Raw genomic sequence first — 19,006 nt, 5'->3', positions numbered from 1 at the left:
TTTAACCGTTTTATTAGGTTGAGCTTATAAATTATAAAAAAGCCTTTTATAGCCGCAACTTCGGTTGACTATAAAAGGTTAGCGTCTACAGCATAGCGGTTACTTAGAATTTTTCAGGGAACTGCCTGACAATGCCTTCTGTCAGAATGTCTGCTAAATGAATCATATGAACTTCATTTTTGTCGGTCGCTGCAATATCCGCCTTCCAATTTCCTTTGAGACATTCAAGGACGATTTCCGTAATGAGCTGAAGGTGTGTATACAGCATATCCTGCAGCTCTTTAAACTGCCAATTCGGATTTGCTGCGCTTAAAAATTTGGCGATATCGTCGGCGTTTCTATGCCAATCCGCCTCTAACTTTTTCACATTCTCCTGATTGCCCGCTTTGGCCGCCTCCACAATTTTCGCTGCAATTAGAATATGCTCCCTTAGAAGATCAGCCAGTTTGTTACCGGCGGCTTCCCCATAATAAGGCTTGATCACATTGCCTATGTCCTGCTGGTTCCGCAACAGCCGGTCCAATACGTCCTTCTGGTCGGGACGATTGGATACGGCACTGACAATATAACTTCTTGTCCATATCGTATGATCGATCCAGACCTTCTGCATATCAACTTTCAGCTGCACCATTTTGGAACTTAGGCAAGTTGAGTCCTTCTTTGCATCCGCCGTCCTCGCATGAACAGGTGCTGCTGGTGGCGTCAAGCCAAATACGAGCGCCAAGGCTAGCATCAACGCCACAAACGATTTATTTTTCACATGAATCTGCTCCTTTGTAAGTTTTGCAATAAAACAGGCTGTCTTATTATGGTGGAAATTTCCGGTTTTATGCAGCGATCACAAGATAGAAAAGGGGCAAATGTTAGAGCAAATTCCTATGGGGAAGAATGTGCAGGTAAGTTCAAATATGCGAAAAAAATAAAAGCCTGGCCAATTCGGCCAGGCTCCATAAAAAACAACACAAAAACAGCACTTCATGTTATAATGAAGAGCACTGTTGACAACATTGAGTTAAATAAGTGTGAGACTATAATTACTATTCCTAATTTCATCTTACACCAGTGGCCTCTGATTTGTCAATGCTCTTTTTTTCCAGACAAGACTGAGAAGGAGTGTTCAGAAAATATGGAAGCAAAGGAATGGCAGACCGAACAAGAACGGCTGGAGCAGGTTAGGGAAAAACTGAAGGCGAGGATCGACGAGTTGGAACCGATGGTTACCGGCATGCGTGATCAGGCTGCCGAGATTCGCCGCCGATTCTGGGAAGAAGTAACGGTGAATACGAGTACGGACGAGGACTTTGAAGAAACATTTTATACGATCAAACAACAAGCTGCGGTGTTATCTGAGCGGGAGCGTGGCCACCGGCTTCTGACGCAGCAGTGGAAGAATTTAAACCGGCTGCTCCCTTCTCCTTATTTCGGTCGCTTTGATTTTCTAGAGGACGGTTTGAATCTGAGCGAACAGATTTATATCGGCGTATCTTCCTTCATTGACGAAGATGGCCTGAGCTTTCTTGTGTATGATTGGCGTACTCCCATCGCTAGTCTCTACTACGATTATACCCCTGGTGAAGCTTCTTACATCACTCCGGGCGGACCGATCACAGGTAAGATGGAACTGAAACGGCAGTATCAAATTCAAGATGGACAGATCCTACGTATGTTTGATGCTAACGTAACGATCGGCGACGAGATACTTCAGGAGATGCTGGCTAAAGGTGCTGACTCGCAAATGAAGAGTATTGTATCTACTATCCAGAAGGAGCAGAATGCCATCATCCGTAACGACCATAGCCGGCTGCTCATTGTTCAGGGTGCGGCTGGAAGCGGGAAGACCTCAGCGGCCTTGCAGCGCGTCGCATATTTACTGTACAAAAATCGCGACTCGATTAAAGCCGACCAGATCGTGCTTTTCTCGCCGAATGCGATCTTTAACAGCTATGTATCCTCCGTCCTGCCTGAGCTCGGCGAGGAGAATATGCAGCAGACGACATTGCAGGAGTATCTGGAATACTGGCTTGGCTCATCCTTACGCCTGGAGGATCCCTTCGATCAGATCGAGTATGTGCTGAACGCACAATCAACTCCAGATTATGAAGCCCGTCTTCAGGGAATTAAATACAAGGCGTCCGAGGCGTTCCTGCGGGCCCTGCAGAACTATGCACAGGGGTTGGGAAGGGAAGGGATGCTATTCAACAGCATCCGGTTTCGAGGCCGTGATCTGATCACTGCGGAGCAAATGAAATCGCAATTTTACAGTTATGATCCCTCGTTGCGGTTGGCTAATCGTGTTAGTCTGCTGCAGAAATGGCTTTTGCAGCAATTAGCACAGTTAGAACGCGAGGAGCGAAGGGCGGCCTGGGTAGAAGAGGAGCTCCAATATCTCGATAACGAGCAGTATGCGGAAGCTTTCGGTTCCCTGCATAAGGAGAGGGAAGTCTTCGATATTGCCGAGCATTACGCCGTAGTTTACGAGAAAATAACCAGGAAACGCCGGGAAGATGAAGGCGACTTCGACTTCTCCGAGCGGGAGGAGGATTTGCTCAGCCAAGAGATAGTGAAAACGAGCTTTAAGCCGTTAAAGCAAGGCGTAAAAAAGTTATCGTTTATTAATGTTCAAGGCTTATACGCCCAATTGTTTGACGATGAATTGGTATATCGGGGCATGACGAATGAGGTGGAGATCCCTGCTTTATGGTCTGAAATTTGCAAGCAAACCAAAGAGAAGCTGGGGCAGCTCGAATTATTTTATGAGGATGCGACTCCGTATTTATATTTAAAAGAACTGATCGAAGGTATTCGAACGAACTCGGAGATTCGGCATGTCTTTGTCGATGAAGGCCAGGATTATTCATTGTTTCAATATGAATATCTCAAGAAGCTTTTTCCTCGTGCGCGCATGACTGTACTCGGAGACTTCGGGCAGGCAATCTTTGCGCAGGCTACAAACTTGCAGGAGTCGGATTCGCCGCTGTACCGGCTTTATGGCGAAGCCGAGACAAGTCTGATCCGGCTTGTACGCAGCTATCGTTCAACGCGGGAGATCGTGGAATTCACGAGAGCATTGCTCTCTGATGAGCCCGAAATCATCCCCTTTGAAAGGAGCGGACCGAAGCCTCTTCTTGCCAGAGTAGAAGGCAACAAGAGACGCGACTCCAGATTATTGCAGGATATCGCTGCACTTAAGGCCGAGGGCTTCGGCTCTATTGCTGTCATTACGAAGACCGCTGCTGAAAGCCGTACAGCTTTTGAATCGTTACAGATGCAAGGAGGCGATGGATTGCATCTCATTACAAAGGATACAGCTACCTTTGAGAAAGGAGCGATGGTTATTCCCGTCTATCTAGCGAAGGGTGTTGAGTTCGATGCAGTCCTGGTGTACGATGCTTCGCCTGAAGCTTATGGCCGGGATAACGAACGCAAGCTTCTGTATACTGCGTGTACGCGGGCCATGCATCGGCTTCACCTTTATACAACAGGCGATTGGTCGCCATTCGTGCAGGCATTGCCTGAGGATTTGTACGAGAAAGCAACCTGCTGACGCAGGGGCCTGTTCTTTCGCGGTAAATACGCGATCAAGATTCAGCAAGCAGATGAGCTTCAGTGGCATCCCGTCCGGCTGCGACGACACGAACCATCTGTTCGATGCCTCGTGATCTCGGGTATCATAAAAGGCACTTCGCTTACGCAAGCCGCAGCTGCAGGAATAACGCGCCCACAGCGGGGATTTATCCGATGCAGTCCGTTGATGCTTCACCAGGCGCGAATCGTCTTCGATCCGCCGGAATACTAACAGCCTTGGCCGATAGTTGGCCAAGGCTGTTTGCTATTGCCCAAAGGCGGTAATTTTATTCCGCCGAGGTTTGGTTGAAGTCAGTAGAATCTTTCATTTTTTCCATCTCAGCCAGTGTCATTTCATTGCATAACCGGATAAATTCAAGGAGTAGATTTGTTTCCTGTTCATCATAACGAGAAAGGATCTTTATTGTTGAGTGCATCACTGAATTAAACAAGGGAGAAATTTGGGCCGAGCTGCCTTCAGCAGGTTTGACCACAACACGTCTCCGGTCTTTCGGGTCCTTGTCCCGAATAACATAACCCGCTTGCTCTAATCGATCGATGACATTGGTTACCGCACCGGTTGTCAAACCGGTTAACTGAGCCAATTGTCCGGCGGTAACAGGCCCGGTACGGTTCAAAAAATCAAGGCACTTGTGATCGGTCGCATTCAGGCCTAACTTTTCAGAAATGAGTTGGTGCATCATAACAGCCCGCGCACTGTTTTGACGTAATTCGTGAAGTAACGACTGCTGTGTCGGGGTGAGGTCAGGAAAATCTGGAGAAATAGTTCTTGACATGACAAAACCTCCAAGTTATTATAAATTTAACTTAATTGATTAAGATAAATAATGAATTAAGAAAGTTTATTAATTAAGATTAATTGTGCCTACAGTATACCACAAGGTTAAAGTGTCCGCCAAATTTAAGCTGAGTAAAAAACGAAGAGGGTTCTGTAAGTGGAAGAGAAATTCGCTTTACAGGCCATAAATCACAATGGGAGAGTGAATATAATGAATATTCGTAACGCACAGGGCACCGGAGAGATCGAGAGCTTGTTCGAAAGACTGAAGTTGGCTTGGGACAGAGGAGACGGGGAAGCTTATGGCGCCTGTTTTACAGAGGATGCCGATTATGTTACGTTTCAAGGCGAACATTTGCAGGGGAGAAAGGCGATTGCTGATACACATCAAGAGCTGTGGAACAGCGTATTGAGAGGTTCGGCTTTGGAAGGCGAGATTAAGAAGATTCGCTTTATTACGCCGGAGATCGCGATTTTCCACGGACTGGGCGTCGTCAAACTCAGATGGCAAAAAACGGCCCCGAAGAAAAGAGATTCTATCAATACGAACATCGCCGTCAAACAAAATGGCGAGTGGAAGATAGCCGCTTTTCAGAATAGCCGGATTTCGGGGCCAGGTCTGATGCAAAAATTGTTTATGAAGCTTAGCAAGTAAAGCTTTAATACTATAGGGACACAGCTATAGCTTATAACTTACAAGGTGCTGTATACAATGTTGCGCAGCTTGCGTGTAATCGCCATTGTGCCAGCATCTTTTTTCTGGATCATAAACAGGATCGTCAGACGGTCTTGCGGACTGTTGCTAAAGTAAGGCCCAAGCCAGCCGTCCCAGCCGTATTCGCCTGGACTGCCGATAAAACCAGCCTTGCGGTTATCTGTGATGATGCGCATTTGGTTCCCGTAGCTGTGACCGCACATGGTATGCCAGGTATCAAATCCCTGCTGCTGCCAATCGGTTAGTGCCGCTGATGTCAAATACTGAACCGTTCGAGGCCTCAAGATTTGAACATCGTTTAAGCTGCCTTGATTGATCAGCATAGTCGTAAATTTAGCGGCATCATCAATCGTTGAGGCAAGACCGGCACCGCCCGACTCAAAAGCTGGGTCACGGTCCATCTGGTGCACAATGCCAAGATGGCTTTCCTCATACAACTCCAATCCGCCTTCGCCGTCATCCTGATAGGTTCTCACAAGGCGGCTTCTTATTTCTTCAGGCAGCCAGAAACCGGTATCTTTCATTCCCAGCGGTTCGAATATTTCCTGTCTCAAAAATTGCCCGTAACGCATGCCGCTTACCGTTTCCACAATCGCACCAAGAATGTCTGCCGATGTGCCATACTGCCAGCTTGACCCCGGATCGAACGATAGAGGGCCTTGGCCCAGACGGTTTGCAAATTCCATGGTGCTCATTGGAGTCTCACCGTACAAACGTCTGCCCAGTTCTTGGAACAAAGCATCCGTGTGCTGCCCGGCTTTGTCGGTTCCGCCGTATACTAACCCTGACGTCATGTTCAGCAGGTCATGAATGTCGACCTCCCGGGTGGGCGGCTCCAGCTTGCCATTTCTCTCGACCAGTTGATTTTTGAAACCAGGAATATAGCGGCTTACAGGATCGAACAAGTCGATCTCACCACGCTCCAGGAGAATCATGATTGAAACAGCGGTAATCGGTTTCGTCATCGAATATAAGCGAAAAATTGAATCTCTTGTCATTGGGCGTCCAGACTCAATATCGGCAAAGCCATCTTCATGGTAAAAAGCTTCATTGCCGTCCTGAATCACCATAAAGTTCGCGCCGGCAATTTCCTTGTTGTCGATACTTGCTCTTAACGTTTTTTTCAACAGGTTTGTTATGTATGGGGTTAACATGTCTTCTTGTCTCCTTCTTCGAAATAAGTTCTTTCTATAATTTGGAGGATGATAACGAGCTGTCTAAAAAAATAATAGGCGCTTTGGAAGCGTTTGTATAGCGCTATTTTGCCGGGCTGCACTAAAACGGTAGGGAATCACCAGTTATACCAGCAGAAGACGAGAGTGCTTGAAAATAAAACTGGCGTCGATAGAGTACCGACGCCAGTCTGTAAATTAGCATTAATATTCAATAAAAAAGAACCCGAGCAATTTTCTCAGGTTCTTTGTATTGCATATAAACAAACAGACTGGTATAATCAGTCTGCGACTTTTTAAAACTTGAATTAGGTATAGTTATCTTATCTTACATTTTAATTGTAACATGCAGCTAAACCTTTGTCAAATTTAAATTTCGCAAACTAATGGTTAGGAGAGATTGGGTATGAATTCTTTGGTTCTTGGGTTTCAGGAGATGGATACAACGCAGCTTATGCTCGTTGGGGGAAAAGGGTTGAACTTAGGAGAATTGTCGAAAATCGAAGGAATTCACGTGCCGGAAGGATTCTGTGTTACAACCGTGGGATTCCAAAAAGCCATTGAACAAAACGAGGTGTACCATACTTTGGTGAGTCAACTAACCAGGCTAAAAGTTGAAGATCGGGATCAAATTTCCGAAATCAGCAGCAAGCTTCGTCAGCTTATACTGGAAATAGAAATTCCTTCCGATGTGGCGAAGACAGTTGCTCACTATCTCTCCCAGTTCGGTGAGGAGCAAGCTTATGCCGTCCGCTCTAGTGCGACTGCTGAAGATCTGCCCCACGCCTCTTTTGCCGGTCAACAAGACACTTACTTAAATATCATTGGCATAGAAGCAATTTTGCGTCATATCAGCAAATGTTGGGCTTCCTTATTTACGGATCGTGCAGTCATCTACCGAATGCAAAATGGATTTGACCATAGTCAAGTATATCTGTCGGTTATTGTGCAAAAGATGGTATTCCCTCAGGTGTCAGGAATTTTATTTACCGCGGACCCAATTACCTCAAACCGAAAGCTGTTATCTATCGATGCAAGTTTCGGACTTGGAGAAGCTCTGGTCTCCGGCTTGGTATCTGCAGACTGTTATAAAGTACAGGAGGGCGAAATCGTCGATAAGCGGATCGCAACCAAAAAAATTGCGATTTACGGACGGAAAGAGGGCGGGACAGAGACCCAGCAGATCGATCCGGATCGGCAAAAGACTCAATCCCTTACTGATGCCCAAATCATACAACTGGCACGCATCGGAAGACAGATCGAAGCCCATTTCGGCCAGCCGCAGGATATCGAATGGTGTTTGGCCGAAGATACATTTTACATTGTCCAGAGCCGTCCGATCACCACGTTATATCCGATCCCTGAAACGAATGATCAAAACAATCACGTGTATGTATCTGTCGGCCATCAGCAGATGATGACCGATCCCATCAAACCACTGGGGATATCTGTTTGGTCGTTAACAGGTAACCGATCCATGTTTAAGGCTGGTGGGGGAAGACTATTTGTAGATATCACGATGGGCTTGGCTTCAGCGGCTGGCAGGCAAAATTTATTGGATGTTTTAGGGCATTCCGATCCGCTCATAAAAGACGCGCTTATTACCATCATAGAGCGGGAAGATTTTATCAAATTGGACCCAAATGACCAAAGCGAACTGGGGCCTGTTAAAAGCCATAAGGGGATGTCGGCTGCGGATATTCTGGCTGAAGCAGGAGACGACCCGGCAATTGTTGCTAGTCTGATTAAGAGTAGTGAGACATCAGTATCAGCGTTAAAACAGAGCCTCCTAACGAAATCAGGATTGGATGTATTTGATTGTATCCTGGAAGATATGCAGCAGCGGAGGCAGCGTTCGTCAGATCTGAAGAATTTGAATGTGATTATGGCCGCCATGCATGCTTCAGCATGGATTAATGAAAAAATGAATGAATGGTTGGGTGAAATAAACGTAGCAGACACACTTTCCCTATCTGTACCTAACAACATCACTTCTGAAATGGGGATGGAGCTGCTGGATGTCGCAGATGTGATTCGTCCTTATCCGGAAATAATTGAATATCTACAACAGATAAAGGATGATAACTTTTTAGATGAACTGGTTCAATTCGAAGGTGGGCAGCGGGTGCGTGACGCTATTGCCGCTTACCTCGACAAATATGGAATGCGATGTGCCGGGGAGATTGATATTACAAGAACACGCTGGAGTGAAAAACCAAGTATACTGGTACCAATGATCCTCAGTAACATCAAAAACCTTGAGCCTGGCGCCAGCAAACGAAAATTTGAGCAAGGGCGGCAGGAAGCTTTGGAGAAAGAACAGGACTTATTAGCCCGCTTGAAACAATTGCCGGATGGTGAACAAAAAGCCGAAGAGACAAAACAAATGATCGACCTGCTCCGGAATTTCATCGGTTATCGTGAATACCCGAAATATGACATTGTTAGCCGCTACTTCATTTATAAACAGGCTTTACTGAAGGAAGCGGAACAGCTTGTCCAAGCGGGCGTTCTTCATGATAAAGAAGATATTTACTATCTCTCATTTGAAGAATTCCAGGAAGCCGTACGCACCCATAAACTGGATTACCAGGTCATCAACAAACGAAAAGATGAGTACAGATTATATGAAAAACTAACCCCGCCACGTGTGATCACGTCTGATGGTGAAATCATTACAGGTAAGTACAAAAGGGAAAATATCCCCGCCGAAGCCATTGCAGGTCTCGCTGTCTCTTCGGGCGTCGTAGAGGGACGGGCACGTGTCATCTTAAATATAGAAGGAGCTAATCTTGAAGATGGCGATATACTAGTCACCGCCTTTACTGACCCGAGCTGGACTCCGCTGTTTCTATCCATAAAAGGCTTGGTTACAGAGGTGGGCGGACTGATGACCCATGGAGCCGTTATCGCACGTGAATATGGCCTGCCGGCCGTTGTAGGCGTGGAGAATGCTACCAAACTAATAAAAGACGGTCAACGCATTCGTGTGCATGGAACAGAAGGATATATCGAAATTTTGTAATGGCTGAGTACATCAAGTCTTAAAAACGGGACAAAAAACATCATGCTAGAACGGCAGCCGGTTAAAGGGATCGGCTGCCGTCGTTTTTTATGATGAGAGTCCAGAGATTCCGTTCTCAGCGATCACGATAAATTACCAGCCTACACGGATAATCAGGCCTTTCGGGTCGCTTACTTCAAGATAAGAGGATTGGCCGTTGACATCGTCATATGGAAAACCGTAGGCCAAGCGGTTAATACTGTGATCGTGCCAGAATTTCGCGTAATAATTGGCCGGCGCGGCTTGATAGTATTTTGACACGTTATTCCAATCGCTTGTCGTATACACATGGCGATTAATCGCTGCACAAGTATCCGCATTGGTTAAGGCCCCATCGCAGCGGAAAATATCCTGCGTACTGTATGGAGCGTACCCGCCGAAATAGTTGGCATTAGCGCCACCCGGGGCGAAGGAGCCGTGAATTGGAGCGACGATGCGATAAGGCGCTTGAATGGTGGCCAGCGATTTGAAAACTGCAGGAACTTCAGCCTGATATTTGGTGAAGATTCCACTGCGAGTCTCGGATTCAAGCTCACCTGTAGTTTGATCGAAGGAACCAGATTTGTTAATCAGTCGATGTTGGATGGGGAAACCGAATCCATCTACGCGGGTCGTATTGCCGTGATAGCCAGCTGCATCAATCGTGAACTCGACGAAATCAAAATAAATATCCCGGTTTGGATCGGTTGGATTATTCAGATCCGGGCCAGCGAATCCATCGTTAAAGGTTTTAAGGTACAGAGGAGTACCGACACTAAGAAACATTCGGCCTGCTGTGATCTTAGGCAAGGTTATCCAGGAAGCATCGCTAGCTTTATGGTAAATGTTGGCGTAATTGATGCCGTTCTTGGTTAGGTGGCCCGGCGCATCATTTAAAGCGGTGGAGATGGGAATCAGATTGCCGTTCAGGTCCAGATAGCTCCATCGATTGTTGGCGGGATTGATGCCGAGAACACCCCAATATATTTGTTGGTCGTTGTAGGTGCCTTTGGTACCATTCATGATCTTTACCGATACAGCACCGTTTGGCGGCATGGGGATTGAGGATGGAAGAATGTCATAAATCGAGCCGGAAGAAGGAGATGGTGTGTTACCCGCAGTGTATGTAAAGTCTTCGGTGTCATAGGCTGGGTTTCCGTTATTGTAAGTGAAAGAATACATAATCACGGAGCCGGTGGAAATGCTGGGGATGGCCTGTTCATATCGGGATTTGCTCGCGTTGTAAGCCATTCTGAAATTTTGCTGTGCACCACCGTTCACTTTGTAATGGACATCAACCCAACTTGTGTTGACAGTGGATTTGAACCATACGGTGGCTACGCTTCCGGATAAATCGACACCCCGCGTATAATCCGCTGCTTCGGCTTTCCCAGCGAAGATCGAGCAGCAAGTCAGCAGTAACGACAGGATCAGCAGGCAAGGCATTCCCTTTCGCATGATTAGAGTTCCTCCTTTTAATATGGGGATGATGACCAGCTTCGGATTAGGTTTTAAAATGGCATCCCTCCTTTGGCGTTAACAAAAAGATTATAATCTCATGAATCATAATTTGGTAAGCACTGGAATTTCGGGATATAGCCCACAATTTCGGGTAAGAAATAGTGCCGATTCACCAGTTCCTACTCAAAAGAATTATGGCTTTTTCGCCTTGTGTATTCCCCACCAAACCATAGCGATACATATGAGTAAGCCTACAATTGCCGGTACGAGGATGGATTGCCCGGATTTTCCACCGTAAGCGACGCTCCATGCCATTTTCCCCATAGCAATCAGTACGAGAACAGTCAGTCCGATGCGAACGCTCCTCTTCCAGAAAGCCATTCCCAAAGAGACGAATGAAAGGGGGACAAGCAGAGCCATTATCATTTTGACGAAATCCCAATTGCCCCGCAACCATCCTTTTTCCATTTCCAAAAATTCCATAACGCTTTGATTCGACTCCTCCGGTTTTGGAAACCAGAACATGCTGGTGAAAAGCAAAAAAATCGTTGCAGTCATTCCGCTCCAGCTTTTTTTGAATGCAAAATAGCAAAAAGGAATAAGAAATACCGGTCGAATATACCAGCTTAATTGATTATGATGCCTGTCGAAAGCCCAGTTGAAAAAATCAGTACTGATGGCTGTCAGCACGAAAAAGCTGATGGTCAGCACAGCAAAGACCATGGCCAGCGTTTTATCGTATTTTCGGCAAAACAAGATCATACCTCTTCATCTCCTTAATAGATCGAACTTCAAGTTATTTTGCTGTTCCACCAAGAGCATTATTTAATATGTATACATATTTATTGACATGCTCAGTCAAAGCCTGGTGGTCCCAAGCTGAAACATCCTTGTCCCGAAGCGTTTCCGAGATTGTCAAACTTAGGGTGGCAATAAAATGATGTAATGCCTCCGTATCGATTTTTCCATCAATTTCCCCGGCCGCTTTTCTTTCTTCAATCAGCGAGCGAAAATACTCTGCGCTTTTGCGTATGCTATCACCAGTAATTTCCTTAATCAGAGCAGTATCCCTGATCTTCAAAAAATCTTGTGCAACTTTTGCCATCACGGGTTGCTCAATGTAGAAACGGATACCACCATAAAATAGATCGCGAACAATTTCGGTAAAAGGAGCCCTATTCATTACAGAAAGTGTGGAGTAGTTATGTTTTTGCTGCCCAATTACTTCAACGATTAAATATCGGTACAGATCTTTTATATCATCGAAATACTGGTAGAAGCTTCCTCGAGCAATGCCCGCAGCAGCCACGATCCGTGCAATACTCGCCTTTTCAAAGCCTGAGAGATGAAACTCATTTAAGGAAGCAGAAACAATTAACGATCTCTTTTCAGCGGATAAATTAAAAAACGTATGAGTTGGCATTTGCAGTCCTCATTCCTTTCTTCACTAAAGTGACACTTGTGTCACATGACACTACTGTCACATTAAATCGTTGTAATGATCTTGTCAACTTTAATTCTGACGGTGTGCCTGTGGAGTAGACCTAGCATGTTGCGTTCTCCAAAGTATGTACAGATATTACAATAGATCAAAGTAATTGCTGGAACAAAAAATTTAGAGATTCTCCGAAAATTGGTGAACCGTTCATGGATGAATTGAGGAAAAACCTTCCTTGATTTTGTTGACAGTAGGAAGAAATAAGAAGTATACTTCATATGAATAAATGCTCATATATAGTTTTGTTGAAGAGGTGAGATCAACATATGAAAACTGGTACTTCTGTAGTTAAGCGAAAACTGGTGCTGGAGGGTTTGGATTGTGCGAACTGCGCTATGAAAATCGAGAACGGTGTCCAGAAGATTGAAGGAGTTTCGGCTTGCACGGTGAATTTTGCAAACCAAACGTTGACTATGGAAATGACGTCGGACCGTTCGGATGACATTCTCGAACAGACAAAGAAAAAAATTCGCACACTGGAGCCCGGTATTAAAGTATTGGAGTATGGGGCAGCGGGAAACCACAAGGGGGGATCCTCCAAACATAATCACGCCAATGACTATGATCACGGTGCCGAAACGGCGGATGATGGGCACGGACATTCCCATGACCATGGGGCGCAAAGCGTCAAAGTCATGACCGCCCGGCTAATCGCGGGTCTTGCCATCGGCGCGGCAGCGTTTTCGTTATCCCTGAGCCGGGAACTTGAACTATTCTTGTTTATTGCATCCTATCTTATTGTTGGCGGGGATATTGTTTTTAAAGCACTGAAGAACATCATAAGAGGTCAGGTGTTCGACGAATACTTCCTTATGGCGATCGCGACTGTCGGTGCTTTTATAATCGGGGAATATCCCGAAGGCGTAGCTGTTATGCTCTTTTACCAAGTTGGCGAACTGTTCCAAAGTATCGCTGTCAACCGGTCACGGAAGTCGATCAGCGCACTGATGGATATCAGACCAGACTTTGCCAATTTGAAAACGGGCGACGAGATCCAACGTGTGAGTCCGGAGGACGTGCAGATCGGCGATTTGATTATCGTTCGGCCTGGTGAAAAGGTCCCTCTTGACGGTAAGGTCATTGATGGGAAATCGGCAATGGATACCTCAGCATTGACCGGCGAATCCATGCCGCGTGAAGTGGCTGCGGGTGATGATGTACTGAGCGGATTCATCAACAAAAACGGGGTTCTGACGGTCGTGGTCTCGAAGGTATTCGGGGAGTCAACCGTCGCCAAAATTTTAGATCTGGTGGAGAACGCAAGCAGTAAGAAGGCACCCACGGAAAACTTCATTACGAAGTTTGCACGTTACTATACACCGTTTGTTGTCATTTTCGCCGCGCTACTGGCTGTTGTTCCACCGCTGCTCTTCAGCGGAGCAACATTCTCGGATTGGGTGTACCGGGCTTTAGTGTTCCTAGTCATCTCGTGTCCTTGTGCTCTAGTGGTATCAATCCCGCTCGGCTTCTTTGGCGGTATCGGGGCTTCCTCCAAGAACGGTGTCCTGGTTAAGGGCAGTAATTACCTGGAAGCGTTGAATAATGTGAAGTATGTTGTATTTGACAAAACAGGAACGTTAACTAAAGGTGCATTTAAAGTAAACGGTATCCATCCGCAACACGGATGGACTGAACAAGAGCTGTTGCGCCAAGCCGCTTTTGCCGAAATGCACTCCACCCATCCGATTGCAGAATCCATCAGGGAAGCTTATGCACAGGAATTGAATGAAGATCATCTTTCGGATTACAACGAAATTTCGGGACACGGCATTCAGGTTGTATTCGAGGGCAAAGAGGTGCTGGCCGGAAACGCGAAGCTTATGGAGCAAGAAAATATCGATTTCGCCGCGCCATCTGAGCTGGGTACCATCGTGCACGTTGCGATTAATAAACAATATGCCGGGTACTTGGTTATTGCCGACGAGGTCAAGGAGGACTCGGCCCAAGCGATCCGCTCGCTTAAGAATCTCGGCGTCAAGAAGGTTGTCATGCTGACAGGCGACATCAAGGCAGTGGGTGAAGCGGTCGGCAAAAAGCTCGGTGTGGACGAGGTTCGGTCAGAACTGCTGCCACAGCATAAGGTCGAAGAGCTGGAGAAGATCGATCGCCAAAAATCGGGCAAAGAAAAGATCGTGTTCGTTGGCGACGGCATTAACGACACGCCGGTTCTGGCCAGAGCCGACATCGGCGTGGCCATGGGCGGCCTGGGGTCCGACGCGGCCATTGAAGCCGCGGATATCGTCATCATGACCGATGAGCCTTCGAAGCTGGCTTCCGCGATTCATATCGCGAAGAGAACTCGGAGCATCGTGTGGCAGAACATCCTTTTCGCGCTGCTTGTCAAAGCGGTCTTCCTGCTTCTGGGTGCGTTCGGAATTGCGACGATGTGGGAGGCGGTCTTCTCGGATGTGGGCGTCACTCTGATCGCTGTATTGAACGCCATGCGCGTCTTAAAGATCAAGCCCAATTTGGTTTAAGGAAAGGAAATTAGGTATGAACAATCGCTGGAATAAGCTGATTTATCGAGCGGGGGCTCCGTTTTACGATGTTTTATTTAATGCAGGCCCATTCGCCCGGGCCAGAAAAAAGGTTTTTGCCGATTTGGCTCCGGAACCGGGCCAGCGAGTGCTGCTGGTCGGGGTTGGAACGGGGGCCGATCTGCGTTATTTCTGTGGAAAGAAGCTTGAGATCACGGCGGTCGACCTCTCCGAGGCTATGCTGGCTCAAGCGAAAATAAAAGTAGACGAAAACGAGCATATCCGTTTTTTGGAGATGGATGCGCAGGATCTGAGGTTTAATGACCAATGCTTTGACCTGGTGATAGCGAGCTTGATTTTGTCGGTGGTTCCCGACGAACACAAATGTATGTCGGAGTTAGTTCGTGTGGTGAAGGAGCGGGGAAGAATCGTTATTTTTGATAAGTTCAAAGGTGGGGAGGGGGGAATGCCTCTGATTAGTCGAATGCTGCGGCCGCTCATAGCCTTATTGGGCACCGATATCGGCAGGGATTACCGGTCGATGCTTAAACCCCACCTTGGACGTGTGATCCTTCGCGAGGATAGCCCCGCCATGTTTGGCGAGATGTATCGAAAAATTGTACTCGAGCGTAAATAAGTTGTGTACTTATTAGCCAAGATTGTGCCTTTGAAGAGGCTCAGTCTTGGTTATTTTTATGCTTTAATCTATGTACTATTGAAGTACTTAAACAACTAAACTATTGCAACAAAAGAAGGACTGTCCGGGGACGCTTAAACACGTTGGAGGACAGTCCTGTCTGCTCTCTAAATAGCCAATTAGCGGAAAGCTCCGCATTATCCGTGGCTGGTATGCTGAAGAGTTTGCAGAAAAATTTGCTCGATATGAGCGTCATCGAGTGAATAATAAACCGTTTTTCCAACCTTTCGCCGTTTCACGATTCTGAGGTTGCGTAAATATCGCAGCTGGTGAGAAACGGCCGATTGTCCCATTTCGATGAGTACCGTCAAGTCGTGTACGCAAAGCTCCCTTTTTAAAAGGGCGCTGATGATTTTGACGCGTGTCGGATCGCTGAAAGCCTTAAACCATTCGGCAAATTGAATCGCTGCCTGGTCATCGATAAGCTCCGCCTTGACCGCATCCAAATCTTCGGTTGTGCCTGGGCAGTTCGTATCGCATTCTTCCGCCGTATTTATGGACTTAGTCATTGATTATCACCTTTCTGTTAGGTGTTTGTATCATTATATCAAAAAAGACGTGTTAAACGAAATCATTACAATTAATCGATAGTTGTCATCACAATAACATATAAGATTACTACGAACAAGAATACTAAGCGAAACCGATGAACAGAAGGAGTTAAGGCCTCCTCATAAACATGATAAAATAAGTATGATTGGAGGGTGATTAACTTACGAAGATTACTTATTTCTTGCCCACGTAAGATAAAGAGCATTTTATTATCAAACAGACGAAAATTATCACAGATAGTTTGATTGAAGATTTCGGTTCTCTCATGGTCAGCTACCTTGTGGATAATTTGGATAAAGCGAATCCGGAGCTTATCGCCAAGCTTACATAGAAATTGGAAGAGTTAAAAAACTAGCACTGAATCATCTGACATTAAGAATTCCCCGGCAAAAAAGCTCGCATTACTTGCGCTCAGAATCACGGGTATGGCCGTAGTTTTTTTGGCTGTAGTAAATATGTTTCATCAATTGCGGTTTACGAACGTCCATTTGGCGGGAACAGGGGCTTTCGGGTCTCGCTTCAAGCTGGGTAGGGCCTTTGCAGGAAATCCATGATGCCTCACCAGAGACGGGAGCGGGGGCTCTTGTTATTATACTGTGAGTTATCTTTGTGATCATGAACTGTGAAAAGATGTTAATCTGTAGACATGAGGAGGATAACACTATGACAAAAAACAAATTACTAAGAATGGACAATGTTGGCATCGTTGTAGAATCGCTTGATGATGCAATCTCTTTCTTCGAGGAGATTGGCTTGAAGCTCGAAGGGCGAGCTACTGTTGAAGGTGAATGGGCTGGTCGCGTAACCGGTCTGGGTTCACAGTGTGTAGAGATTGCTATGATGGTTACCCCAGATGGCCACAGCCGACTTGAACTTTCGCGATTTCTCACCCCACCACCGATATCAGATCACCGAACTGCTCCTGTAAATGCCCTCGGTTATCTACGCGTTATGTTCACCGTGGAGGACATTGACGAAATGGTATCCAGACTCACCAAGTTTGGTGCTCAGCTCGTTGGCGAAGTAGTTCAGTACGGGGACTCGTATCGGCTCTGCTACATTCGTGGAAAAGAAGGAATTTTAGTCGGTTTGGCGGAACAACTCGGTAATAAATAGGTGACGGTTAAATGAACAATACTTCACTGATTGGCGCGGCATTAACAGTAAAACGGCGGCCTAACGATACTCTAGCTGCGGGTTCCCGTCATACTCTTGGCATTAAGTCAGACGGCACGGTAGTGGCTGTAGGGGATAATAACTATGGCCAATGTGAGGTAAGCGGATGGCGCAATATTGTGGCGATAGCCGCAGGCAATGTTCATAGGGCTGCGAACACAGGTAACGCCCACACGGTCGGTCTTAAATCTGATGGTACGGTCGCGGCTGTGGGTTGGAACAAGCATGACCAATGTAATGTAAACGGCTGGCGTGATATTGTAGCGGTCGCGGCCGGTTGGCGTCGTACCGTCGGACTTAGATCGGATGGCACGGTAGTAGCTGCTGGTCGAAATAATGAAGGCCAATGCAATGTAGGGGACTGGCGTGACATGGTGGCGCTAGCCGCAGGAGACTGGCATACCGTTGGTCTTAAATCGAACGGTACAGTGACAGCTGTGGGTAATAACCGGTACGGCCAATGCCATGTGAACTGCTGGTGCGACGTAGTTGCGATAGCCGCGGGTTACCTGCATACCGTTGGGCTTAAATCAGATGGCACGGTGACAGCGGTTGGCTTGAACAAGCATGACCAATGTGAGGTAAGCAGTTGGCAGGATATTGTCGCTATAGCAGCAGGTAGCAGTCATACCATCGGCCTTAAATCGGATGGAACTGTGTCTGCTGTAGGGATGAATAAGCATAATCAATGTAATGTAAGTGGCTGGCGTGATATTGTGGCGATAGCCGCAGGCTGCGCGCATACTCTTGGCCTTAAGTCGGACGGCACAGTGGTGGCTGTGGGGGATAATGAACAAGGGCAATGTGAGGTAAGCGGCTGGCATAGCATCCAGCTTCCTGGAAATTAGCTGTTGGATATCCTAATCTTGAATGATTCCTTCATAGTTAAGGCTAGTAATGCGAAATCATAGCTCAATAAACAATGCCAGCCGATCATGTTGAACGGCTGGCATGTTCTTTTTTTGTTGGGGTTTATATTGAACACTCCCTTAAACAATCAACTCAAATCTATCCCCGAGTATCAACTGTTTGGAGCGATGAATTTTTTGGCCGTCCGCATTGCTGACAGTACTTCTGATGCAGAGCAGTGGATGGCCTTCCTCGATATTTAGATAGGCGGCCACATCGAAGGAGGCGTATTCCATTACGATATATTTTCGGGATATACCAAATGTGATTTTAAGTTTATTTCTTAAAATTTCGTACAGGGATTTATGATTTAAATCCTCCTGCAGCAAAAAGGAAAAAGAAGAAGGAAGCCGGGTATATTCCACAGATACAGGGATATTGTCGGCATACCTGATTCTTTCGATATTAATGATTTTATCCCCGGGTTTTAAGTCCAAATGCTCCTGATCCGCAGCTGTAGCCTCTTCAATCACACACTTAATGACTTTAGCACCAGGGACTTTGTTTTGCAGTCTGCAGGTATCGCTGAAGCCAATCGTTTCTGTGACATTCTTCTTGATTTTCTCTTTCGTAATAAAAGTGCCTTTTCCCGGGATTCGCACCAAATATCCATCTGAGGTGAGTGAATCGAGGGCGGTGCGGACCGTGACCCGGCTCACATTGTTGGTTTCGCTAAGCTCCAATTCCGTGGGGAGTTTGTCCCCTGGCTTCAAAGTACCATTATGGATAGAGTCCAAAATTTTGTCTTGCAGCTGTTTATATAATGGCGAGGATTCCGAATGATCAACCATGATTTTACCTCCAAAACACTTTGTATTATATTGTTTTATCCTTGTACTTCTATATTATAACAATATTTACAAGCAGGGAACAAAAAAAGGCGGAAATATATACTTGTTAATTGTATTATAATGTGCTATTATTTCATCAATACATTCCAATA

15 protein-coding genes and 1 pseudogene are annotated in these 19,006 nt (G+C 46.2%); 8 read left to right on the top strand and 8 right to left on the bottom strand.

Annotation, left to right across the window (positions count from 1 at the left end; translation table 11 throughout):
• Positions 1-103: 103 nt before the first annotated feature.
• Positions 104-760, bottom strand: coding sequence for a glycosyltransferase (locus tag BN6628_RS13010; protein WP_187386134.1), 657 nt, complete (start codon positions 758-760; stop codon positions 104-106).
• A gap of 366 nt (positions 761-1,126) precedes the next feature.
• Between BN6628_RS13010 and helD the strand changes: the two genes are divergently transcribed.
• Positions 1,127-3,544, top strand: coding sequence for an RNA polymerase recycling motor HelD (gene helD / locus BN6628_RS13005; RefSeq protein ID WP_068618048.1), 2,418 nt, complete (start codon positions 1,127-1,129; stop codon positions 3,542-3,544).
• A gap of 307 nt (positions 3,545-3,851) precedes the next feature.
• Here the strand turns inward: helD and BN6628_RS13000 are convergent, their stop codons facing one another.
• Positions 3,852-4,361 carry a MarR family winged helix-turn-helix transcriptional regulator gene (locus BN6628_RS13000; protein WP_068618046.1) on the bottom strand — a complete coding sequence of 170 codons (510 nt, stop codon included), beginning with the start codon at positions 4,359-4,361 and terminating at the stop codon, positions 3,852-3,854.
• Between the two features lie 213 nt (positions 4,362-4,574).
• Between BN6628_RS13000 and BN6628_RS12995 the strand changes: the two genes are divergently transcribed.
• Positions 4,575-5,018 (top strand): SgcJ/EcaC family oxidoreductase, encoded by a 444-nt coding sequence (locus BN6628_RS12995; RefSeq protein ID WP_068622269.1) that lies wholly within the window; start codon positions 4,575-4,577, stop codon positions 5,016-5,018.
• Positions 5,019-5,056: 38 nt separating this feature from the next.
• Here the strand turns inward: BN6628_RS12995 and BN6628_RS12990 are convergent, their stop codons facing one another.
• Complete coding sequence (locus tag BN6628_RS12990; RefSeq protein WP_068618044.1) at positions 5,057-6,232, bottom strand: serine hydrolase domain-containing protein; 1,176 nt, start codon at positions 6,230-6,232, stop codon at positions 5,057-5,059.
• 424 nt (positions 6,233-6,656) lie between these two features.
• Here BN6628_RS12990 and ppsA point away from each other — a divergent pair, with 424 nt between their 5' ends.
• A complete protein-coding gene (ppsA, locus tag BN6628_RS12985; RefSeq protein ID WP_068618041.1) occupies positions 6,657-9,275 on the top strand; it encodes a phosphoenolpyruvate synthase in 2,619 nt (872 codons plus the stop codon).
• Positions 9,276-9,407: 132 nt separating this feature from the next.
• Here the strand turns inward: ppsA and BN6628_RS12980 are convergent, their stop codons facing one another.
• The 3 genes from BN6628_RS12980 to BN6628_RS12970 form a co-directional block, all read right to left on the bottom strand.
• Positions 9,408-10,751, bottom strand: coding sequence for a glycoside hydrolase family 64 protein (locus BN6628_RS12980; protein WP_068618039.1), 1,344 nt, complete (start codon positions 10,749-10,751; stop codon positions 9,408-9,410).
• 195 nt (positions 10,752-10,946) lie between these two features.
• The gene (locus tag BN6628_RS12975; RefSeq protein ID WP_068618037.1) at positions 10,947-11,516 is read right to left on the bottom strand and encodes a hypothetical protein; all 570 of its coding nucleotides are present in this window, start codon (positions 11,514-11,516) and stop codon (positions 10,947-10,949) included.
• Positions 11,517-11,550: 34 nt separating this feature from the next.
• The gene (locus tag BN6628_RS12970; protein ID WP_392397662.1) at positions 11,551-12,129 is read right to left on the bottom strand and encodes a TetR/AcrR family transcriptional regulator; all 579 of its coding nucleotides are present in this window, start codon (positions 12,127-12,129) and stop codon (positions 11,551-11,553) included.
• 389 nt (positions 12,130-12,518) lie between these two features.
• Between BN6628_RS12970 and BN6628_RS12965 the strand changes: the two genes are divergently transcribed.
• Positions 12,519-14,729: a heavy metal translocating P-type ATPase gene (locus BN6628_RS12965; RefSeq protein WP_068618033.1), complete on the top strand. Its 2,211-nt coding sequence runs from the start codon at positions 12,519-12,521 to the stop codon at positions 14,727-14,729.
• Between the two features lie 16 nt (positions 14,730-14,745).
• Complete coding sequence (locus BN6628_RS12960) at positions 14,746-15,366, top strand: class I SAM-dependent methyltransferase (RefSeq protein ID WP_068618031.1); 621 nt, start codon at positions 14,746-14,748, stop codon at positions 15,364-15,366.
• A gap of 197 nt (positions 15,367-15,563) precedes the next feature.
• Here the strand turns inward: BN6628_RS12960 and BN6628_RS12955 are convergent, their stop codons facing one another.
• Complete coding sequence (locus tag BN6628_RS12955; protein ID WP_068618029.1) at positions 15,564-15,935, bottom strand: ArsR/SmtB family transcription factor; 372 nt, start codon at positions 15,933-15,935, stop codon at positions 15,564-15,566.
• A 509-nt stretch (positions 15,936-16,444) separates the two neighbouring features.
• On the opposite strand from BN6628_RS12955, the pseudogene BN6628_RS26680 reads away from it, so the two are divergent.
• The 3 genes and pseudogenes from BN6628_RS26680 to BN6628_RS12945 form a co-directional block, all read left to right on the top strand.
• Positions 16,445-16,563 (top strand): annotated as a pseudogene (locus BN6628_RS26680) (flavin monoamine oxidase family protein); the annotation flags it as partial.
• A gap of 78 nt (positions 16,564-16,641) precedes the next feature.
• Positions 16,642-17,094: a VOC family protein gene (locus BN6628_RS12950; RefSeq protein WP_068618027.1), complete on the top strand. Its 453-nt coding sequence runs from the start codon at positions 16,642-16,644 to the stop codon at positions 17,092-17,094.
• Between the two features lie 11 nt (positions 17,095-17,105).
• Positions 17,106-18,002 (top strand): RCC1 domain-containing protein, encoded by an 897-nt coding sequence (locus BN6628_RS12945; RefSeq protein ID WP_068618025.1) that lies wholly within the window; start codon positions 17,106-17,108, stop codon positions 18,000-18,002.
• Positions 18,003-18,143: 141 nt separating this feature from the next.
• Here BN6628_RS12945 and BN6628_RS12940 read toward each other — a convergent pair whose 3' ends face one another.
• The gene (locus BN6628_RS12940; protein WP_068618023.1) at positions 18,144-18,854 is read right to left on the bottom strand and encodes a GntR family transcriptional regulator; all 711 of its coding nucleotides are present in this window, start codon (positions 18,852-18,854) and stop codon (positions 18,144-18,146) included.
• Positions 18,855-19,006 lie beyond the last annotated feature (152 nt).

The sequence above is a fragment of the Paenibacillus tuaregi genome (assembly GCF_900086655.1).
GTDB lineage: Bacteria > Bacillota > Bacilli > Paenibacillales > Paenibacillaceae > Fontibacillus > Fontibacillus tuaregi.
Note: the sequence above shows the minus strand (reverse complement) of the source record. Positions and strands in the feature narration are given on the sequence as shown.